The organism is Nocardioides jiangsuensis, assembly GCF_019679455.1.
Lineage (GTDB): Bacteria > Actinomycetota > Actinomycetes > Propionibacteriales > Nocardioidaceae > Nocardioides_C > Nocardioides_C jiangsuensis.
Genome location: NZ_JAIEZQ010000001.1, coordinates 431,451 through 448,466, shown reverse-complemented (window position 1 = coordinate 448,466; position 17,016 = coordinate 431,451). Strand labels below are relative to the sequence as shown.

General features: G+C 71.9%; 14 protein-coding genes. 5 read left to right on the top strand and 9 right to left on the bottom strand.

The window, feature by feature from the left end:
- Window positions 1-7: 7 nt before the first annotated feature.
- Window positions 8-415: a hypothetical protein gene (locus tag K1X13_RS02170; RefSeq protein ID WP_221023398.1), complete on the bottom strand. Its 408-nt coding sequence runs from the start codon at window positions 413-415 to the stop codon at window positions 8-10.
- 141 nt (window positions 416-556) lie between these two features.
- Between K1X13_RS02170 and K1X13_RS02165 the strand changes: the two genes are divergently transcribed.
- The 3 genes from K1X13_RS02165 (at window position 557) to K1X13_RS02155 (ending at window position 3,329) form a co-directional block, all read left to right on the top strand.
- A complete protein-coding gene (locus K1X13_RS02165) occupies window positions 557-964 on the top strand; it encodes a universal stress protein (protein WP_221023397.1) in 408 nt (135 codons plus the stop codon).
- Between the two features lie 123 nt (window positions 965-1,087).
- Window positions 1,088-1,651 (top strand): HhH-GPD-type base excision DNA repair protein, encoded by a 564-nt coding sequence (locus K1X13_RS02160; RefSeq protein ID WP_221023396.1) that lies wholly within the window; start codon window positions 1,088-1,090, stop codon window positions 1,649-1,651.
- Window positions 1,652-1,802: 151 nt separating this feature from the next.
- Window positions 1,803-3,329, top strand: coding sequence for an RNA polymerase sigma factor (locus K1X13_RS02155; protein WP_308249338.1), 1,527 nt, complete (start codon window positions 1,803-1,805; stop codon window positions 3,327-3,329).
- A 156-nt stretch (window positions 3,330-3,485) separates the two neighbouring features.
- On the opposite strand, the gene K1X13_RS02150 is transcribed toward K1X13_RS02155, so the two are convergent.
- The 3 genes from K1X13_RS02150 to K1X13_RS02140 form a co-directional block, all read right to left on the bottom strand.
- A complete protein-coding gene (locus K1X13_RS02150; RefSeq protein ID WP_221023395.1) occupies window positions 3,486-4,343 on the bottom strand; it encodes a DMT family transporter in 858 nt (285 codons plus the stop codon).
- Window positions 4,344-4,348: 5 nt separating this feature from the next.
- The gene (locus K1X13_RS02145) at window positions 4,349-4,825 is read right to left on the bottom strand and encodes a DUF456 domain-containing protein (RefSeq protein ID WP_221023394.1); all 477 of its coding nucleotides are present in this window, start codon (window positions 4,823-4,825) and stop codon (window positions 4,349-4,351) included.
- Between the two features lie 101 nt (window positions 4,826-4,926).
- Window positions 4,927-5,148, bottom strand: a complete 222-nt coding sequence (locus K1X13_RS02140; RefSeq protein WP_221023393.1) for a DUF7455 domain-containing protein — start codon at window positions 5,146-5,148, stop codon at window positions 4,927-4,929.
- Between the two features lie 385 nt (window positions 5,149-5,533).
- On the opposite strand from K1X13_RS02140, the gene K1X13_RS02135 reads away from it, so the two are divergent.
- Window positions 5,534-7,624, top strand: a complete 2,091-nt coding sequence (locus K1X13_RS02135; protein WP_221023392.1) for a DNA gyrase/topoisomerase IV subunit B — start codon at window positions 5,534-5,536, stop codon at window positions 7,622-7,624.
- Between the two features lie 13 nt (window positions 7,625-7,637).
- On the opposite strand, the gene K1X13_RS02130 is transcribed toward K1X13_RS02135, so the two are convergent.
- From K1X13_RS02130 to K1X13_RS02110, 5 genes are all read right to left on the bottom strand, one after another.
- Window positions 7,638-8,135, bottom strand: a complete 498-nt coding sequence (locus K1X13_RS02130; RefSeq protein ID WP_221023391.1) for a beta-class carbonic anhydrase — start codon at window positions 8,133-8,135, stop codon at window positions 7,638-7,640.
- A gap of 126 nt (window positions 8,136-8,261) precedes the next feature.
- Window positions 8,262-9,224, bottom strand: coding sequence for a ferredoxin family protein (locus tag K1X13_RS02125; RefSeq protein ID WP_221023390.1), 963 nt, complete (start codon window positions 9,222-9,224; stop codon window positions 8,262-8,264).
- Window positions 9,221-10,993, bottom strand: coding sequence for an MFS transporter (locus K1X13_RS02120; RefSeq protein ID WP_221023389.1), 1,773 nt, complete (start codon window positions 10,991-10,993; stop codon window positions 9,221-9,223). The genes K1X13_RS02125 and K1X13_RS02120 overlap by 4 nt, the downstream gene beginning before the upstream one ends.
- Window positions 10,990-11,694, bottom strand: a complete 705-nt coding sequence (locus K1X13_RS02115) for an LppX_LprAFG lipoprotein (RefSeq protein ID WP_221023388.1) — start codon at window positions 11,692-11,694, stop codon at window positions 10,990-10,992. The genes K1X13_RS02120 and K1X13_RS02115 overlap by 4 nt, the downstream gene beginning before the upstream one ends.
- A gap of 5 nt (window positions 11,695-11,699) precedes the next feature.
- The gene (locus K1X13_RS02110; RefSeq protein WP_221023387.1) at window positions 11,700-14,186 is read right to left on the bottom strand and encodes a DNA gyrase/topoisomerase IV subunit A; all 2,487 of its coding nucleotides are present in this window, start codon (window positions 14,184-14,186) and stop codon (window positions 11,700-11,702) included.
- Window positions 14,187-14,263: 77 nt separating this feature from the next.
- On the opposite strand from K1X13_RS02110, the gene K1X13_RS02105 reads away from it, so the two are divergent.
- A complete protein-coding gene (locus tag K1X13_RS02105; RefSeq protein WP_221023386.1) occupies window positions 14,264-16,990 on the top strand; it encodes a bifunctional acetate--CoA ligase family protein/GNAT family N-acetyltransferase in 2,727 nt (908 codons plus the stop codon).
- Window positions 16,991-17,016: the final 26 nt, after the last annotated feature.

Sequence of the window (17,016 nt, the reverse complement as noted above, 5' to 3'; positions counted from 1 at the left end):
CGCGCGCTCAGGCCCGCAGCCGCTTCCAGACCCGGTTCTCGCCGGTCCGCACGTCGAGCCACCCGGCCCGGGTGATCGTCCAGAACCCCTCCAGCGGCCGGCCGTGCACCCCGAAGGCCAGCGTCGCCGCGGCGAGCCAGGCCAGGTCGAGGTCGTGCGGGTAGGGCTCGCCCGGCCGGGTCAGCCACACCGAGGTGTGGTCCGCCGCGGTCCGGGACACCAGCTCCTCCACCACGTCCGTGCGCAGCGAGGGGTCCATCGCCGGCAGGTGCATCGCGCGCACCACGAACGAGTCCCGCGCGCCGGCGGGCCGCCCGACGTGCACCGCGGTGTCGAAGACCCGCCGGCTCTCCCGGGCGCGCAGCATCGCCACCTCCTGGCGCAGGAGCGGGTGCGGGGGTGCGGCGTCGTACACGCTGACAGCCTGCACCGCCCGGCGCTGCGCCGCGCCTCGTCGTCCACAGGCGACCGGGGGACCGGTCCTGCGGTACGGTTCGAGCCGGATGCCTGCGTTTCCGCAGGTCGGACAAGTCGCCAGCGGTAGAGAGGACGGTCAATGGGGACCATCGTCGTGGGGTACGTGCCCAAGTCGGAAGGCAAGGCAGCGCTGCGGCGCGCGGCCGAGGAGGCGAAGCTACGCAACTCGCGCCTCGTCGTCGTCAACTCCCACCGCGGGGGCCGCGAGTTCGACCGTGAGGACGCCATCGAGTCCGAGGCCCAGCTCGAGGAGGTCAAGAACGAGCTTCGCGAGGCCGGCGTCGAGCACGAGGTCCGCCAGCTCGTCCGGGGCATGGACCCAGCCGAGGACCTGGTCAACGTCGCGACCGAGGTCGACGCGGAGTTCATCGTGATCGGCCTGCGCCGTCGCTCGCCCGTCGGCAAGCTGATCCTGGGCAGCAACGCCCAGCGGGTGCTGCTCGACGCCCCGTGCCCGGTGCTCGCCGTGAAGGCCGGAGAGGCCTGACCCTCCCGCATCCACCGACCACGTCACCACGGGGTCGTTCACCGGCATCTGCTGCGGGTGAACGACCCCGTTGTCGTACCTGCGCCCTCCCGCGAGGGCACGCCGATGCGTCAGGATGGGCCCATGGCCATCCAGATCGCCCAGGACCCCCGAGCCGACCAGGTCCTCTCCGAGAGCCCGTTCGCCCTGCTCGCCGGCATGCTCCTCGACCAGCAGTTCCCGATGGAGCGCGCCTTCGCGGGCCCGGCGAAGATCCTCGAGCGGTTCGGGACCCTCGACCCCGCGGAGATCGCGGTGGCCGACCCCGAGCGGTTCGCCGCCCTGTGCGCGGTCCCGCCGGCCATCCACAGGTTCCCGGGATCGATGGCCGCCCGGGTGCAGGCGCTCGCGGCGCACGTCGTGGCCGAGTACGACGGGCACACCGAGCGGCTCTGGCAGGAGGCCACCAGCGGGCGCGACCTGCTCCGGCGGCTCCAGGCGCTCCCCGGGTTCGGCAAGCAGAAGGCCCAGATCTTCGTCGCGCTCGTCGGCAAGCAGCTCGACGTACGCCCCGAGGGGTGGGAGGAGGCGGCCGGCGACTACGCCGAGACCGGGTCGTTCCGCTCCGTGGCCGACGTGGTGGACGCCACCTCGCTGGAGAAGGTGCGCGCCTTCAAGAAGGAGAAGAAGGCTCAGGCCGCCACGTGACACGGCGTGTCGCGGTGGGACCCGGCCAGGATCACGGTGCGAACGTCGGGGTCTGCCTTGGATTGTCGGCACCCCGTGTCACAATAGAAAGCGCGGCTCTTGACGTCTCCGGGCTTCGCCGCGTCCCGCAACCGTTTACGAGAGGTAGTTCGTGTCGACGAGCACGTCCCGCAAGCTCCCCGCAGAGGTTCTCGCCCATCCCGAGGTCGTCGCCTTGGTCGAGCTGGGCAAGGCCACCGGGCAGGTCAGCGCCGGCGCGGTGCGCGACACGAGTGAGGCCGCGGCTATCTCACCCCAGCACCTGAAGGCACTGCTCAGGTTCCTGAGCGAGGAGGGGGTCACCGTGGTCCTGTCGGGCGACGACGCCGCCGGCCGCAAGAAGGTCGCGGCGGCCGCGAGCAGCCGCACCACCGTGAAGGCCAGCACCGCGAAGAAGGCAGCCGCCAAGAAGGCGCCGGCGAAGAAGGCCGCGGCCAAGACCGCCGAGCCCGACGAGGCGCCCGAGGCCGCTCCCGCGAAGCCTGCCGCGAAGACCACCCGCAAGACCGCGGCGAAGAAGGTCGCCGAGACCGTCGAGGTCGAGGGCAACGGCGTCGCCGCCCCGGTCGTCGGTCCCGACGGCAAGAAGGTGCTGCCGGACATCCCCGACGAGATCTTCGAGAAGGACCTCGCGAAGGACCCGACGCTCAAGGAGGACGAGAAGCAGGGCTTCGTCATCTCCGCGGCCGACGACACCGACGAGCCCGAGCAGCAGGTCATGGTGGCCGGCGCCACCGCCGACCCGGTCAAGGACTACCTGAAGCAGATCGGCAAGGTCCCCCTCCTCAACGCCGAGATGGAGGTCGAGCTCGCCAAGCGGATCGAGGCCGGCCTGTTCTCGGAGGAGAAGCTGGCCAAGGGCGGCAAGGTCAGCGCCAAGGTCCAGGACGAGCTCGAGTGGATCGCCGAGGACGGACGCCGCGCCAAGAACCACCTGCTCGAGGCGAACCTGCGACTCGTGGTCTCGCTGGCCAAGCGCTACACCGGCCGCGGCATGCTCTTCCTGGACCTGATCCAGGAGGGCAACCTCGGTCTGATCCGTGCGGTCGAGAAGTTCGACTACACCAAGGGCTACAAGTTCTCCACCTACGCGACGTGGTGGATCCGCCAGGCGATCACCCGCGCGATGGCCGACCAGGCCCGCACCATCCGGATCCCGGTGCACATGGTCGAGGTCATCAACAAGCTCGCCCGCGTGCAGCGGCAGATGCTCCAGGACCTCGGCCGGGAGCCCACCCCGGAGGAGCTCGCCAAGGAGCTCGACATGACCCCCGAGAAGGTCATCGAGGTGCAGAAGTACGGCCGCGAGCCGATCTCGCTGCACACTCCCCTCGGCGAGGACGGCGACTCCGAGTTCGGCGACCTGATCGAGGACTCCGAGGCGATTGTCCCGGCCGACGCGGTCTCGTTCACCCTGCTCCAGGAGCAGCTGCACGCCGTGCTCGACACCCTCTCCGAGCGTGAGGCCGGCGTGGTGTCCATGCGGTTCGGGCTCACCGACGGCCAGCCGAAGACCCTCGACGAGATCGGCAAGGTGTACGGCGTCACGCGCGAGCGGATCCGGCAGATCGAGTCCAAGACCATGTCGAAGCTGCGCCACCCGTCGCGCTCGCAGGTGCTGCGCGACTACCTCGACTGACGCGGGGCCCCTCCCGCGACCAGCACGGCGACCGCTCTTCCGGAGCGGTCGCCGTTCTGCGTTCCCGGGCGCGGGCATGTTCTCCTCGGCGGTTCGAGAAGGACGCCAGCATCTTCCGGTTCGGCCGGGGGAGTGCCTGCGCAACCCCGCAACCCGTCAGCCCCCGGCCACCAGGCCGACCGCCAGTGCACAGAGCCCCAGGCCGACGCCCTGGGCTCGGTGTATGTGCTCCTTGAGCACGAGCGCGGCCAGCAGCACCGTCGTGGCCGGGTACAGCGAGGACAGCACCCCCGCGATGGTCAGGTAGCCGCTCTGCGAGGCCAGCAGGAACGCCCCGGTCGCGGTTGCGCCGAGGGGCCCCGCGACAGCGGCCCACCACGTCGCGCGGGGGCGTGGCACCCAGGACGCGCCGAGGAGGGTGGCGAGGACGACCACCGTCGGTACCGACACCGCCTGGGTGAGGGTCAGCGGCCACAGCCCGGCCCCGTCCGGGATCTGGCCGAGCGCCGCGAACAGGACGCCGAAGCCGAGCCCGGCGAGCACGCCGTCGAGCAGCCCCTCGGCGAGGCTGGCCCGCGCCGGGTGCACGTCGCCGGACTCGGGCAGCTCCTCGGCGGTGCTCGAGACCAGCCAGATGCCGGGCAGGGCGGCCGCGATCCCGATCCACACCACCAGCGAGAGCCGTTCTCCGCCCAGGGTCCCGGCCAGCACCGGGACGAGGGCGGCGCCCACGCCGGACACGGGCGCGACCACGCTCATCCGTCCGGCGGCGAGCCCTCGGTAGAGAAAGCCGGTCCCGGTCCCGCTCGCGACCCCGGCGAGCAGCGCCCACAGGAAGTCCTGGCCGGTGGGGGAGCCGGCGACGAACAGGGCGATCAGCGCGGTGCACAGCGTCGAGGAGAGCTGGGCGACCACGGCGACCGGCCAGGCCGCCGTACGACGGGAGACCAGACCGCCGACGAAGTCGGACAGGCCGTAGGCGAGCGCGGAGAAGAGCGCGAGGAGTACGGACACGGGGCTCAGGTCAGTACGGCGCCGACGAACCAGGTGGCCGCGGCGGACAGGCCGGTGACGAGCTCGACGAGGATCGAGAGGCCGACCGCGCGGACGGCCGCCTTCGTCGAGGGCCAGGCCTGGTCCTTGCCGACCCGGGCGACCTCGGCGAGGTACACCCCGAGCACGAACCCGAGGACCAGACCCACCACCGGGACGACGAAGAACCCGATGGTCCCGAGCAGGCCGCCGAGCAGGATGGAGCGGGTGGGCACCCCGTTGGTCCGCAGCCCGCGGTGCGGGATCGCGTACTTCACGACCGCCCCGATGACCAGCATCGCCGTCGCGACCGCGAAGACGGTCCAGGCGGTGCCCGAGCCGTCCAGCGTGGCCCAGACCAGCACCGCACCGAGGATCAGCACCGAGCCGGGCAGGATCGGGACCAGGATGCCGATGAGCCCGACCAGGATGGCCAGGCCCACGAGGAGCTCGGTGAGGTTCACGGCATCACCCTGTCACACGGTGGTCCAGACAGAACGCCGAAGCCCCGGGCACGGGGCCCGGGGCTTCGGTACGTCTGTCGAGGGGAGCGGTCAGTGCTCGGTCACTCGGGTGCGACGGTCGGGGTGTCGGTCAGCTTGTCGGTCTCGTCGTGGACGCTCACCGCGATCTCACGAAGCTTGTCGCCGTGCTCTCGCGCGTGGTGCGCGCAGAAGAGAAGGTCGCCGCCACCGGCGAGTTCGACGCGCAGGTAGGCCTGGGCACCGCACCGGTCGCAGCGGTCCACAGCCGTCAGAGATGTACTGGGGGCAACTGCAGTGGTCACTTGAGGCCTCTTTCCTTCATGATGTCCTGCTCAACGTAACGCTCGACTCCAACATTCCCCGATCTACCTCGGGTCAATCACGGGCCGGGCGCTTCGACTCACCTGACTCAACATCCAATCACTCATGATGCTTCCCCCTGGCCGATGGTGTACCCGGTGAGACCGGGGTGACCCTGACCACAGCTGGCTCGCATCAAGTCTGACGCCCCGAGGTGCCCCGCCGCTGCCTGTTTCGCCCAGAGCAGAACACATCGTTGTCGCATCGTGACTCGTCCTCATCGTGGCCTCTCGCACCCCCCATCCGCGGTAGGCGTGGCGTTTCGGGCGGTGGGCGTGTCGCGGGTAGATTTGTCCGTGAGCCACCACCCGAGCCGCAAGGAGCCCCGTGCCAGCCAGCACCGCCGGAGGGACCAAGATCGACAACTCGTACAACGCCCACCACCTCCTCGTCCTCGAGGGGCTCGAGGCCGTGCGCAAGCGGCCGGGCATGTACATCGGGTCCACCGACACCCGCGGGCTCATGCACTGCGTGTGGGAGATCATCGACAACGGCGTGGACGAGGCCCTGGCCGGTGCCGCGCAGCGGATCGAGGTCATCCTGCACGCCGACGGTTCGGTCGAGGTCCACGACGACGGCCGCGGCATCCCCGTCGACAAGGAGCCGAAGACCGGGCTGCCCGGCGTCGAGGTGATCTTCACCAAGTTGCACGCCGGCGGCAAGTTCGGTGGCGGCTCCTACGTGGCCACCGGTGGCCTGCACGGCGTGGGCGCCTCGGTCGTCAACGCGCTGTCCTCCCGGCTCGACGTGGACGTCGAGCGCTCCCCGGCGATCCAGGGCATGTCCTTCCAGCGCGGCGTACCCGGTGTCTTCTCCGCCGACGGGCCTGGCGCCGACTTCACCCCCCAGTCGGGTCTGACCCGCAAGGGCGCCCGGGTGAAGAAGGGTGTGAGCGGCACGCGGATCCGGTTCTGGCCGGACCGGCAGATCTTCACCAAGGACGCCACGTTCACCTACGACGAGCTGGTCACCCGGGCCCGGCAGACCTCGTTCATCGTGCCCGGCCTCGAGCTGGTGATCCGCGACCTTCGCGGCGACGAGCCGCGCGAGGAGCGGTTCCGCCACGACGGCGGGATCAGCGAGTTCTGCGACTTCCTCTCCGCCGACGCGCCGGTGAGCGAGATCCTGCGGCTCGAGGGGCACGAGCAGTTCACCGAGACCGTGCCGCTGCTCGACGAGAAGGGGCACATGACCCCGCAGGACGTCGAGCGCGACCTCGGCGTGGACGTCGCCCTGCGCTGGGGGACCGGCTACGACACCGAGGTGCGCTCGTTCGTCAACGTGATCTCCACGCCCAAGGGCGGCACCCACGTCGCCGGGTTCGAGCAGGCGGTCACCAAGACGTTCAACGAGGTGCTGCGGGCCACGAAGCAGCTCAAGGTCAACGACACCGACGTCATCAAGGACGACGTGCTCGAGGGGATGACCGCGGTCGTCACCGTCCGGCTGGCCGAGCCGCAGTTCGAGGGGCAGACCAAGGAGGTGCTCGGCACGCCCGCCGCGCGGAACATCGTGCGGAAGGTCGTCTCCGGCGAGCTCAAGAAGTTCCTCACCTCCACCAAGCGGGCGGAGAAGGCGCAGGCCAAGCTGGTCATGGAGAAGGTGGTCGCGGCCTCGCGCACGCGGATCGCCGCCCGCCAGCACAAGGAGACCCAGCGCCGGAAGAACGCGCTCGAGTCGAGCGCGCTCCCGGCGAAGCTGGCCGACTGCCGCTCCAACGACATGGAGAAGAGCGAGCTGTTCATCGTCGAGGGTGACTCCGCGCTCGGCACCGCGAAGCTTGCCCGCAACTCCGAGTTCCAGGCGCTGCTGCCGATCCGCGGCAAGATCCTCAACGTCCAGAAGGCCTCGGTCGGCGACATGCTGAAGAACGCCGAGTGCGCCTCGATCATCCAGGTGGTCGGTGCCGGCTCCGGGCGGACCTTCGACATCGACGCCCGCCGCTACGGCCGGATCATCTTCATGGCCGACGCGGACTCCGACGGCGCGCACATCCGCTGCCTGCTGACCACGCTGTTCTTCAAGTACATGCCGGACCTGATCCGCGAGGGCCGGGTCTACTCCGCCGTACCCCCGCTGCACCGGATCGAGCTGTCCAACCCGAAGAAGGGGATGGACAAGTACATCTACACCTACTCCGACCCCGAGCTGCAGCGGAAGCTCGCCGAGCTGACCAAGAAGGGCGTGCGCTGGAAGGAGCCGATCCAGCGCTACAAGGGACTCGGGGAGATGGACGCCGACCAGCTCGCGGAGACCACCATGGACCCGCGCCACCGCACGCTGCGCCGGATCACCTTCGACGACGCCGACGTCGCCGCCAACGTGTTCGAGCTGCTGATGGGCTCGGAGGTCGCGCCGCGCAAGGAGTTCATCGTGCAGGGCGCCTACGAGGTGGACGCCGAGGCGATCGACGCCTGACGCCGTACGGCGGTCAGACCTTCTGCTCGATGAGGCCGGTGTCCACGTCGTACAGGAACCCGCCGACCTTCACCGTGTCGGGGATCAGCGGGTGCGCCCGCACCTTCTGCACGTCCTCGTGGAGCGCGGCGATCTGGTCCTCGATGACGTGGAAGGTCTGCCAGGAGGCGTCCTGGCCGCTGGACCGGCTGATCTTCTCGCGCAGCTCGTGCTCGGTGTTCGACGTCATCGCGCACCTCGTGTGCGGGACGACCAGGATCCGGCTCACGTTGAGCAGGTGCGCGCCGAGGACGAGCGCCTCGAGCGCGGCCTGCGTCACGCGGCCACCCGGGTTGCGGAAGATCTTCGCGTCGCCCGGCTCGAGGCCGAGCATGCCGAGCGGGTCGATGCGCGAGTCCATGCAGGTCACCAGGGCGACGCCGGCGTGCGCGACACCGTCGAAGCCGCTCAGCGCGAAGGACTCGGCGAAACGGCGGTTGGCCTCGAGGAGGTCGTCGAAGTCATGGGACACGTTCGGAAGGTTATCGGATCCACTGCATGACTTCGCATCCCCGGCCGTACGGCGGACGGCGCGTCGCCGAACGAGTGACGCCTCGAAGCCTCACGACTGACGCCTGAACGCCGAACGAGTGACCTCTCAACGCCGAACGAGTGACGTCTCGACGAGGTGGGTGAAGTACGTGAGGGGCTTGAGCGCCTTGCCGCAGGACTCCGCCCGCTCGACCTCGGCGTCGCGGGACTCGGTCTCCACCCGCCACGTCCGGCCGTCGTCGTGCGCGACCAGGGTGCTCCAGCGGCGCTCGCCGGTGGCGTCGTGGGTGACCACCCGCAGCGCGTCCAGCCCGAGCACACCCGCCACGTCGCGCACGGCGAGCTCGGCGACCTGGGCGGGTCCGGCCCAGGTCGAGCGGCCGCGGCTGCCGGGGAGGACCGTCTCGCCCCGTTCCGCGGCCTGCAGCACCTCGCATGCGGCGGCGACGTCGAGCCGGCCGTGCAGCGTCCCGGCCGGGAGCAGCACGGTGGTGGGGGCGAACCGGTGACCCGAGGTGTGGGTCACCTCCCAGACCTGCCCGGGGTGCGCGGCGGCGGCGCCGAGCGCGACGGGGCGGCCCTTCGTCGCGCAGCAGACGTCGCGGGTGCCGTTGGTGCAGACGAGCAGCTGCGGCCGGTCGGTCCGCGCCAGCACGGGCAGTGAGCGTCGTACCGCCTCGGCGTCACCGACGGCGAGCGCCTCCCAGTCCAGGTCGAGCAGCCGCGCCGGGTCGTCGAGCGTTCCCTCGAGCAGCCAGGGGCCGGTGGGGTGCGTGTACGCGACGAGCACGTGCCGCGGGTCGGCGCCCGGTCCGAGACGACCTCCCGCGCGGGCGGCCGCGTCGGCGTGACGTCCCGGCCGTCGGACCAGCGAGGGGCGTACCCCGAACGCCGCCGCCGCGGCCTCGACCCGGCGGCCGAGGTCGGGGTCGAGGTGGCTGTCGGTGAACGCCTTCGCGCCCCACGGGCCGTTCTGCTCGAGGGCCACCCAGGCGACCGCCTCCGGCGCGCTGCCGGCCAGCTGCTCACCGGCCGCCGCGGAGCCGTCGCTGCACGTCAGCCCGCTCACCCCGCCTGCCTCAGCGCCTCGGCGGTCCGGACGGCGCGGGTGGCGGCCCCCCGGAAGGTGACCAGCGCGAGGACGCCCGCGACGACGGCGCACACCGCGGCACCGACGAACACGGTCTGCAGCTGGGCCAGTCCGGCCTCCTTGAGCAGCGTGGTGTACGCCGCGCAGCGGGTGCCGGTCTCGCAGACCTCGGCGGGCGCGGGCAGGTCGACCTGGACGCTGTAGTAGCGGCGCAGGCCGATCGTGGTCAGGGCGGAGATGCCGACGAGCATGCCCACCATTCTGGCGACCACCAGCAAGGCGCTCGTCACCCCGTGCACCGCGTCGGCCGTCGCGGCGAGCAGCGCGGCGTTCACCGGGGCCAGCGCCAGCCCGAAGCCGAGGCCGGTCAGCACCAGCGGGACCGTCGCCGCGGGCTGGTCGAGGCTGGTCAGCCCCCAGCCCGACATCCAGGCGAAGCCCACCGCCGCCAGCGCCATGCCGGCCGCGGTGAGGAGCCCGGCGGGGACGCGCCGGCTGAGGTACCCGCCGGCGAGGGCCCCCACGGGCAGCGCGACGAGCATCCGGAGCAGCACCAGCGCGGCGAGCAGCTGCGAGTCGGGGTACGTGGTGACCCGCGCGAAGATCGGGACGTCGACCAGTGCGGCGATCAGCGCGGCCCCCACGAAGAAGCTCACCGTCAGCGACCCCCACGCCGGTGTCGCGGTGAGCGCGCCGCGCGGCACCAGCGGGTGCGCGGCGCGCCGGGTGCGCCACACGAACCCGGCGGCCGCGAGCACGGAGACCAGCAGGTACCCGGGGCCGGCGGGGGAGAACACCTGCACCTCGGGGTCGGCGGTGGCGAAGGCGAGGATCACGCCGCCGAGCGAGCAGGCGAGCAGGCCCGCGCCGGGCAGGTCGGCCTGGCCGGCGACCTCGCGCCAGCGGCGCAGGTCCAGCAGCGGGTGGGCCGCGGTCAGGCAGCGGGCGACGAGCGCGCCGAGCAGGAGGTAGAGCGCGAGCGCCACCGGGGTCAGCCAGCGCGACTCCCCGGCGACGGGCAGGAACGCCAGGCCGAGCGTGACGCCGCTGGTGAGCCACTCCGGCTCCAGCAGCACCAGGCAGAGCGCGGCGAGACCGAGCCCGGCCAGCGCCGCGCCGACGAGGTCGGGCCGGGTCGGCGCCTCCCGCGTGGACGGGCGCCCCCCGGCGGCCGCACGCAGCGCCGCGGCCAGGACCAGGCCGACCGCGAGGTTGAGCCAGAAGATCTCCTCCCACCCGGCGAACGCGAGCACCAGGGCGCCGTACAGGGGACCGAGGACGCTGCCGAGCTCCTGCACCGCGCCCACCACGCCAAGCGGGACCCCGCGCCGCGCCGGCGGGTAGAGGTCGGCGACCAGGGCGAGGGTCGCGGGCACCAGGCCGCCACCGCCGACGCCCTGGAGGAACCGGCCCGCCACCATGCTCGGCAGGTCGTACGACGCCGCGGTGACGAGCGAGCCGAGCGCGAACACGACCAGTGAGCCCACGAGCACCGGCACCCGGCCGCGGAGGTCGGCGATCCGGCCGATCAGCGGGAGCATCGCGACGTACCCGAGCAGGAAGCCGGAGACGATCGGCGCGGCTCGCTGCAGCTCGTCGACGCCGAGCCCGACCCCGCGCATCATGTCCGGCAGCGCGAGGACGACCACGTAGGTGTCGGCGGCCGCGAAGGCCACCGCGACCGCGGCCAGGCCCAGCAGCAGGCGGGTGCCGCGACCGGGGACGCGCTCATCCGCCTCGAGCGTCACGGGGCGGTGATGTCCTGGGTGGTGCCGTACTCGTCGAAGGAGATCGTGTAGGTCACGTCGTCGGCCTCGGGGTAGAACGGCCCGGTCAGCTCGGCCTCGGCGAGGCGGTCGTCGTCGTCCACGGTGAAGGTGGCGTCGAAGTCGCTCGTCGGGGCTGCGCTGGGGATGATCGTGGCCACCGCGTCGCCGGGCACGGTGCCGGTGTACTCGGTCAGCACTTTCTCCTTCTCGCGGACCGGGTCGCCCTCCTCCAGACCCTCCGCGGCGGTGAGCAGCGAGGAGAGCCCGCCCTCGGGCCGCATCAGCGCCGCCGGGTCGGGCGCGGAGTAGCTGGCCGGGTCGATCTCCACGAAGTCACTGGTGAACGGCAGCTTCGCGTAGACCGTGCCGTCCACCGCGACCACGGAGACGTCGGCGGTGATCCCGCCGGTGGCCACGACGAGCTCGCCGTCGAAGGCCGGGTCGTGCGTGCCGACGCCCTCCGCGGAGAGGATCCCGTCGACGGCCGGGGGCAGCTTCTCGGTGGCCAGGGACACGTGCACGCCGGAGGTCTCGTCGAGCTCGGTCTTGGCAGCCGCGAGCACCTCCTCCGGGCTCTGGTCCGCCCCGGCGCTGCCGTTGGCGCAGCCCGTGACCGCGAGTAGCGAGGCGACGGTCAGGCCCGCCAGGGACCGGCCGGACATGGGGGACATACGTGTCATAACTCTCAGCCTGTCACGTCGCTCGCGGAGCCGGCCGGGAGGAGGGCCTCCACCGGCGAGGAGCAGGCCACGATCGGCTGGGTGCCGGGCAGTCCGGAGCCGTCGCGCCGGCCCTGCGCCTCGGGCAGGTCCACCGCCGCGCCACTGGCCGCGGCCGCGCGCGCGGGGCCGCGGCCGGCCCACGCGAACACCAGGGTGTCCTCACCCTTGAGGAAGCGGTGGCAGCGGACGCCGCCGGTGGCCCGGCCCTTGGCGGGGTACTCCGAGAACGGGGTCACCTTCACCGCGCCGGGCTCGGTGCCCGGCAGCGCGGTGCTGGAGCCGGACACGGTCACCACCACCGCGTCGTCGCCGGGCGTGAAGGCGGTGAAGGCCACCACCTGCTCGCCGGGACCGACCCGGACACCGGCCACACCGCCACCGGCCCGGCCCTGCGGGCGCACCCCGCCCGCGGCGAAGTGCAGCAGCCGGGCGTCGGCGGTGAGGAAGCACAGCTGCTCCTCGCCGGTCCGCAGCTCCACGGCGCCGACCAGCTCGTCGTCCTCGGCGAGCCGGATGACCTCCCAGTCGTCCTTGTTGCTGAGGTACTCGGGGTTGACCCGCTTGACGACGCCGTTGCGGGTGCCGAGCGCGAGGCCGGGGGAGTCGGTGTCGAACGACGACAGGGTGAGCACCCGCTCGTCGGTCTCGAGGGAGAGGAACTCGCTGACCGGCGCGCCGCCCTGCAGGTGCGGGGCGTTCGCGGTGGAGGGGAGCGTGGGCAGGTCGAGCACGTCGAGCTTGACCAGCCGGCCCCGGTTGGTGACCGCGCCGACCTGGCCGCGGGCCGTGGTGCGCACCGCCGACACCACCACGTCGTGCTTGGTGCGGCCGCCTCCGGAGCCCGGCGGCTCCGCGTCGCCGCTGCGTGCCAGCAGGCCGGCCGAGGACAGGTACACCCAGCACGGGTCGTCGGCGACCTCGAGCGGGACCGCGGAGGTCACTGTCTGCCCGGCGGAGGCCAGCAGGACGGTGCGGCGCGGGGTGCCGTAGGTCTTGGCCACCTCGCCGAGCTCGTCGGAGACCACCTTCCGGAGCAGCTTCTCGTCGTCGAGGATCGCGTCGAGCTCGGCGATCGTCTTCTCCAGCTCCGACTTGCGGTTCTCCAGCTCGATCCGCGAGTACTTCGTCAGGCGGCGCAGCGCCATGTCGAGGATGTAGGTGGCCTGCACGTCGCTGAGGTCGAAGACCGTGATCAGCCGCTGCTTGGCCTCGGCGGCGTTCTCGCTGGCCCTGATCAGCTGGATCACCTCGTCGATGTCGAGGATCGCGACCAGCAGGCCCTCGACGAGGTGCAGCTCGTCGGCGGCCTTCGCCCGGCGGTACGTCGACCGGCGGCGGACCACGTCGTAGCGGTGCCCGAGGTAGACCTCGAGCATTTCCTTGAGACCGAGCGTGCGCGGCTGCCCGTCGACCAGGCAGACCGCGTTGATACCGAAGGAGTCCTCCATCGGGGTGAGCTTGTAGAGCTGTTCGAGCAGCGCCTCGGGGTGGAAGCCGTTCTTGACCTCGATCACGAGGCGCAGCCCGTTGTTGTGGTCGGTGAGGTCCTTGACGTCGGAGATGCCCTGGAGCTTCTTGGCCTGGACCATCGTCTTGATCCGCTCGATGACCTTCTCCGGCCCGACGCCGTACGGCAGCTCGGTGACCACGATGCCCTTGCGGCGCGGGGTGACGCTCTCCACGCGGGCGGTGGCCCGCATCCGGAACGACCCGCGGCCGGACTCGTAGGCGTCGCGGATCCCGTCGAGGCCGACGATCTTGCCGCCGGTGGGCAGGTCGGGGCCGGGGATGAACCGCATCAGGTCGTCGAGCCCGGCCGACGGGTGGGTGATCATGTGCCGCAGCGCCTGGACCACCTCGACCAGGTTGTGCGGGGCGATGTTGGTGGCCATGCCGACCGCGATGCCGGAGGCGCCGTTGACGATCAGGTTCGGGATCGCCGCGGGGAGCACCGACGGCTCGAGCTCTCGGCTGTCGTAGTTCGGCTTGAAGTCGACGGTCTCCTCGTCGATCGAGACCGTCATCGGCATCGCCGCGGGGGCCATCCGGCACTCGGTGTACCGCATCGCGGCGGGCCCGTTGTCGGGGGAGCCGAAGTTGCCGTGGCCGTCGACGAGCGGCACCCGCAGCGACCAGGGCTGGACCATCCGGACCAGCGCGTCGTAGATCGCGCCGTCGCCGTGCGGGTGCAGCCGGCCCATGACCTCACCCACGACGCGGGCGCTCTTCACGTGGCCGCGGTCGGGGCGCAGGTTCATCTCGCCCATCGTGTAGAGGATCCGGCGCTGCACGGGCTTGAGCCCGTCGCGGGCGTCGGGGAGCGCGCGGCTGTAGATCACCGAGTAGGCGTACTCGAGGAAGCTGGACCGCATCTCGTCGCCGACGTCGATGTCGAGGATGTGCTCCTCGAAGTCGTCGGGGGGCGGGGCGGGCTTGGTGCGTCGTGCCATTGCGCCATTCTCTCCCGGGACACCTGGAAGTCGTGCGGGGGCACGCCGCTGTTGCCCGGAGGCGATACATTTCCGGGGTGAGCGAAGCGACGACAGCTCCGGGCCCCGGCCTCGACTACCCGAAGCACTGGGAGGCCGACGTCCTCCTCCGCGACGGCCACACCGCGCACCTGCGGCCGATCTCCGTCGACGACGAGCAGCTGCTCGTCGAGTTCTACGAGCAGGTCTCCGCCGAGTCCAAGTACATGCGGTTCTTCGCCCCGATGCCGCGGCTGTCCGAGCGTGACGTGCAGCGATTCACCCACGTCGACCACAAGGACCGGGTCGCGTTCGTGCTGACCGTGGCCCGCAAGATCATCGCCGTGGGCCGGTTCGACCGGATCGTGGACAAGGACGGCAAGGGCGACGTGGCCGAGGTCGCCTTCCTGGTCCAGGACGCCCACCAGGGCCGGGGCATCGCGCAGCTGCTGCTCGAGCACCTCGCCCAGGCCGGGCGGGAGCGCGGCGTGAAGAAGTTCGTCGCCGAGGTGCTCCCCGAGAACATGCGGATGATCCAGATCTTCCGCGACGCCGGCTACCACGTGGCCGGCGGGTTCGCGGACGGGGTGATGCGCTTCGAGTTCCCGATCGACTCCACCGAGACCTCGATCAGCGTGATGCTCTCCCGCGAGCACCGCGCCGAGGCCGCCTCGATCCAGCGGTTCTTCAACGCCCGCAGCATCGCGGTCATCGGCGCCTCGCGGCGGCAGGACACGGTCGGCCAGACCCTGGTGCGCAACCTCGTTCTCGGCGACTTCCGGGGCCGGGTCTACGTGGTGAACCCCGCCGCGGAGGCGGTCTCCGGGATGCCGGCGTACGCCTCCGTCTCCGACATCCCGGACACCGTCGACGTGGCGATCGTCGCGGTCCCCGCCGAGGCGGTGCAGGACGTGGTCCTCGACTGCGCGGCCAAGGGCGTGCACGGGATGATCGTGATCTCCTCGGGCTTCGCCGAGACCGGCGAGGAGGGCCGGGTGCGCCAGCGGCGGCTCGTCGGGCTCGCCCGCAGCTACGGCCTCCGGCTGATCGGCCCCAACTGCCTCGGGATCATCAACACGGCCGCCGACACCTCCCTGAACGCGTCGCTGTCCACGGTGATGCCCCCGCGCGGGCGCGCCGGGTTCTTCTGCCAGTCCGGCGCCCTCGGTGTCGCGATCCTGGAGAAGGTCGCCCGCCGCGGCCTCGGCCTCTCCTCGTTCGTCAGCGCCGGCAACCGCGCCGACGTCTCCGGCAACGACCTCCTCCAGTACTGGGAGGAGGACGCCAGCACCGAGGTGGTCCTGCTCTACCTGGAGTCGATCGGAAACCCGCGCAAGTTCAGCCGGGTGGCCCGCCGGGTCTCGCGCCGCAAGCCGGTCATCGCGGTCCGTTCCGGGCGTACGACGCAGGGCGTCCCGATGGGCCACGCGGTCCGCTCGATCATCGCCCCGCAGGCCGCGGTGGACGCGATGTTCCGCCAGGCCGGGGTGATCCAGGTCGACACGCTCGACGAGATGTTCGACGTCGCCCAGCTCGTCGCCCACCAGCCGCTGCCGCGCGGCCGGCGGGTCGCGGTGATCGGCAACTCCGACGCGCTCGGGCTGCTCGCCGCCGACGCCGCCGCCTCGGTGGGCCTCCAGGTCCGCGAGCCGGTGGCGCTGGGCCCGGAGGCCACCGCCGAGGACTTCGAGGACGCGCTCGACGCCGCGATCGACGACCCGGAGGTCGACTCGGTGGTCGCGGTGTTCATCCCGCCGCTGAACACCACCGGCGAGGAGGTGGCCAACGTCCTGGCCGCGGTGGGGGAGCAGTCCGACAAGCCGCTCGTGTCCAGCTTCCTCGGCAGCGAGGGCGTCCCGGAGCTGCTCCGGGTGCCCGACGTCGCCGGGTCCACCGCCGGCCGGGGGTCGGTCCCGTCGTACCCCGCGGTGGAGGCCGCCGTGCGCGCCCTGGCCCGGGTGGTCGACTACGCCGCGTGGCTGGCCCGCCCCGAGGGCGAGGTCGTCGCGCCCGAGGAGGTCGACGAGAGCCGCGCCCGGCGCCGGGTGAACCGGATCCTGATGGAGCACCCCGAGGGCCGCGACCTGTCGTTCGAGGACCTGCGCGACGTGCTCGACGCCTACGGGATCACGCTCTGGGAGCGGATCGAGGTCGACTCCGAGGACGCCGCCGTCGCCGCAGGGGAGAAGCTCGGCTGGGACGTGGTGCTCAAGGCCACCGCCGAGCACCTGCGCCAGCGGCTCGACCTGGCGCACGTGTGGCGCAACATCGACACCGAGGCCGAGATGCGCGACGCCTGGTCGACGATGCACGGCATCATCGACGAGCCGGGGACCGCGGGCTTCATCGTGCAGCGGGTCGCCCCGCCGGGCGTGCCGGTCGCGATCGGCGGGCTCGAGGACCCGCTGTTCGGGCCGGTCGTCTCCTTCGGCGTCTCCGGAGCGGCGAGCGAGCTGCTCGGCGACCGGGCCTACCGGATCCCGCCGATGCACGGCGGCGAGGCGGCCGACATGGTCCGCGAGATCAAGGCGGCCCCGCTGCTGTTCGGCTACCGCGGCAGCGAGCAGGTCGACGTCGAGGCGATCGAGCACCTGCTGCTCCGGGTCGCGCAGCTGAAGAACGACCTCCCGCAGATCAGCTCGCTGGACCTCAACCTGGTCCTCGCCGGGGCGCACGGTGCGACCGTGCTCAACGCCGTCGGCCGGGTGGAGCCGGTCGCCGACGCCCGCTCGGACTGGTTCGTCCGCCGGCTCAGCTCGCAGGTCGGCGACACCCTGCACGACTGACCAGTGCCCTCCGCTCCGCGGCCGGG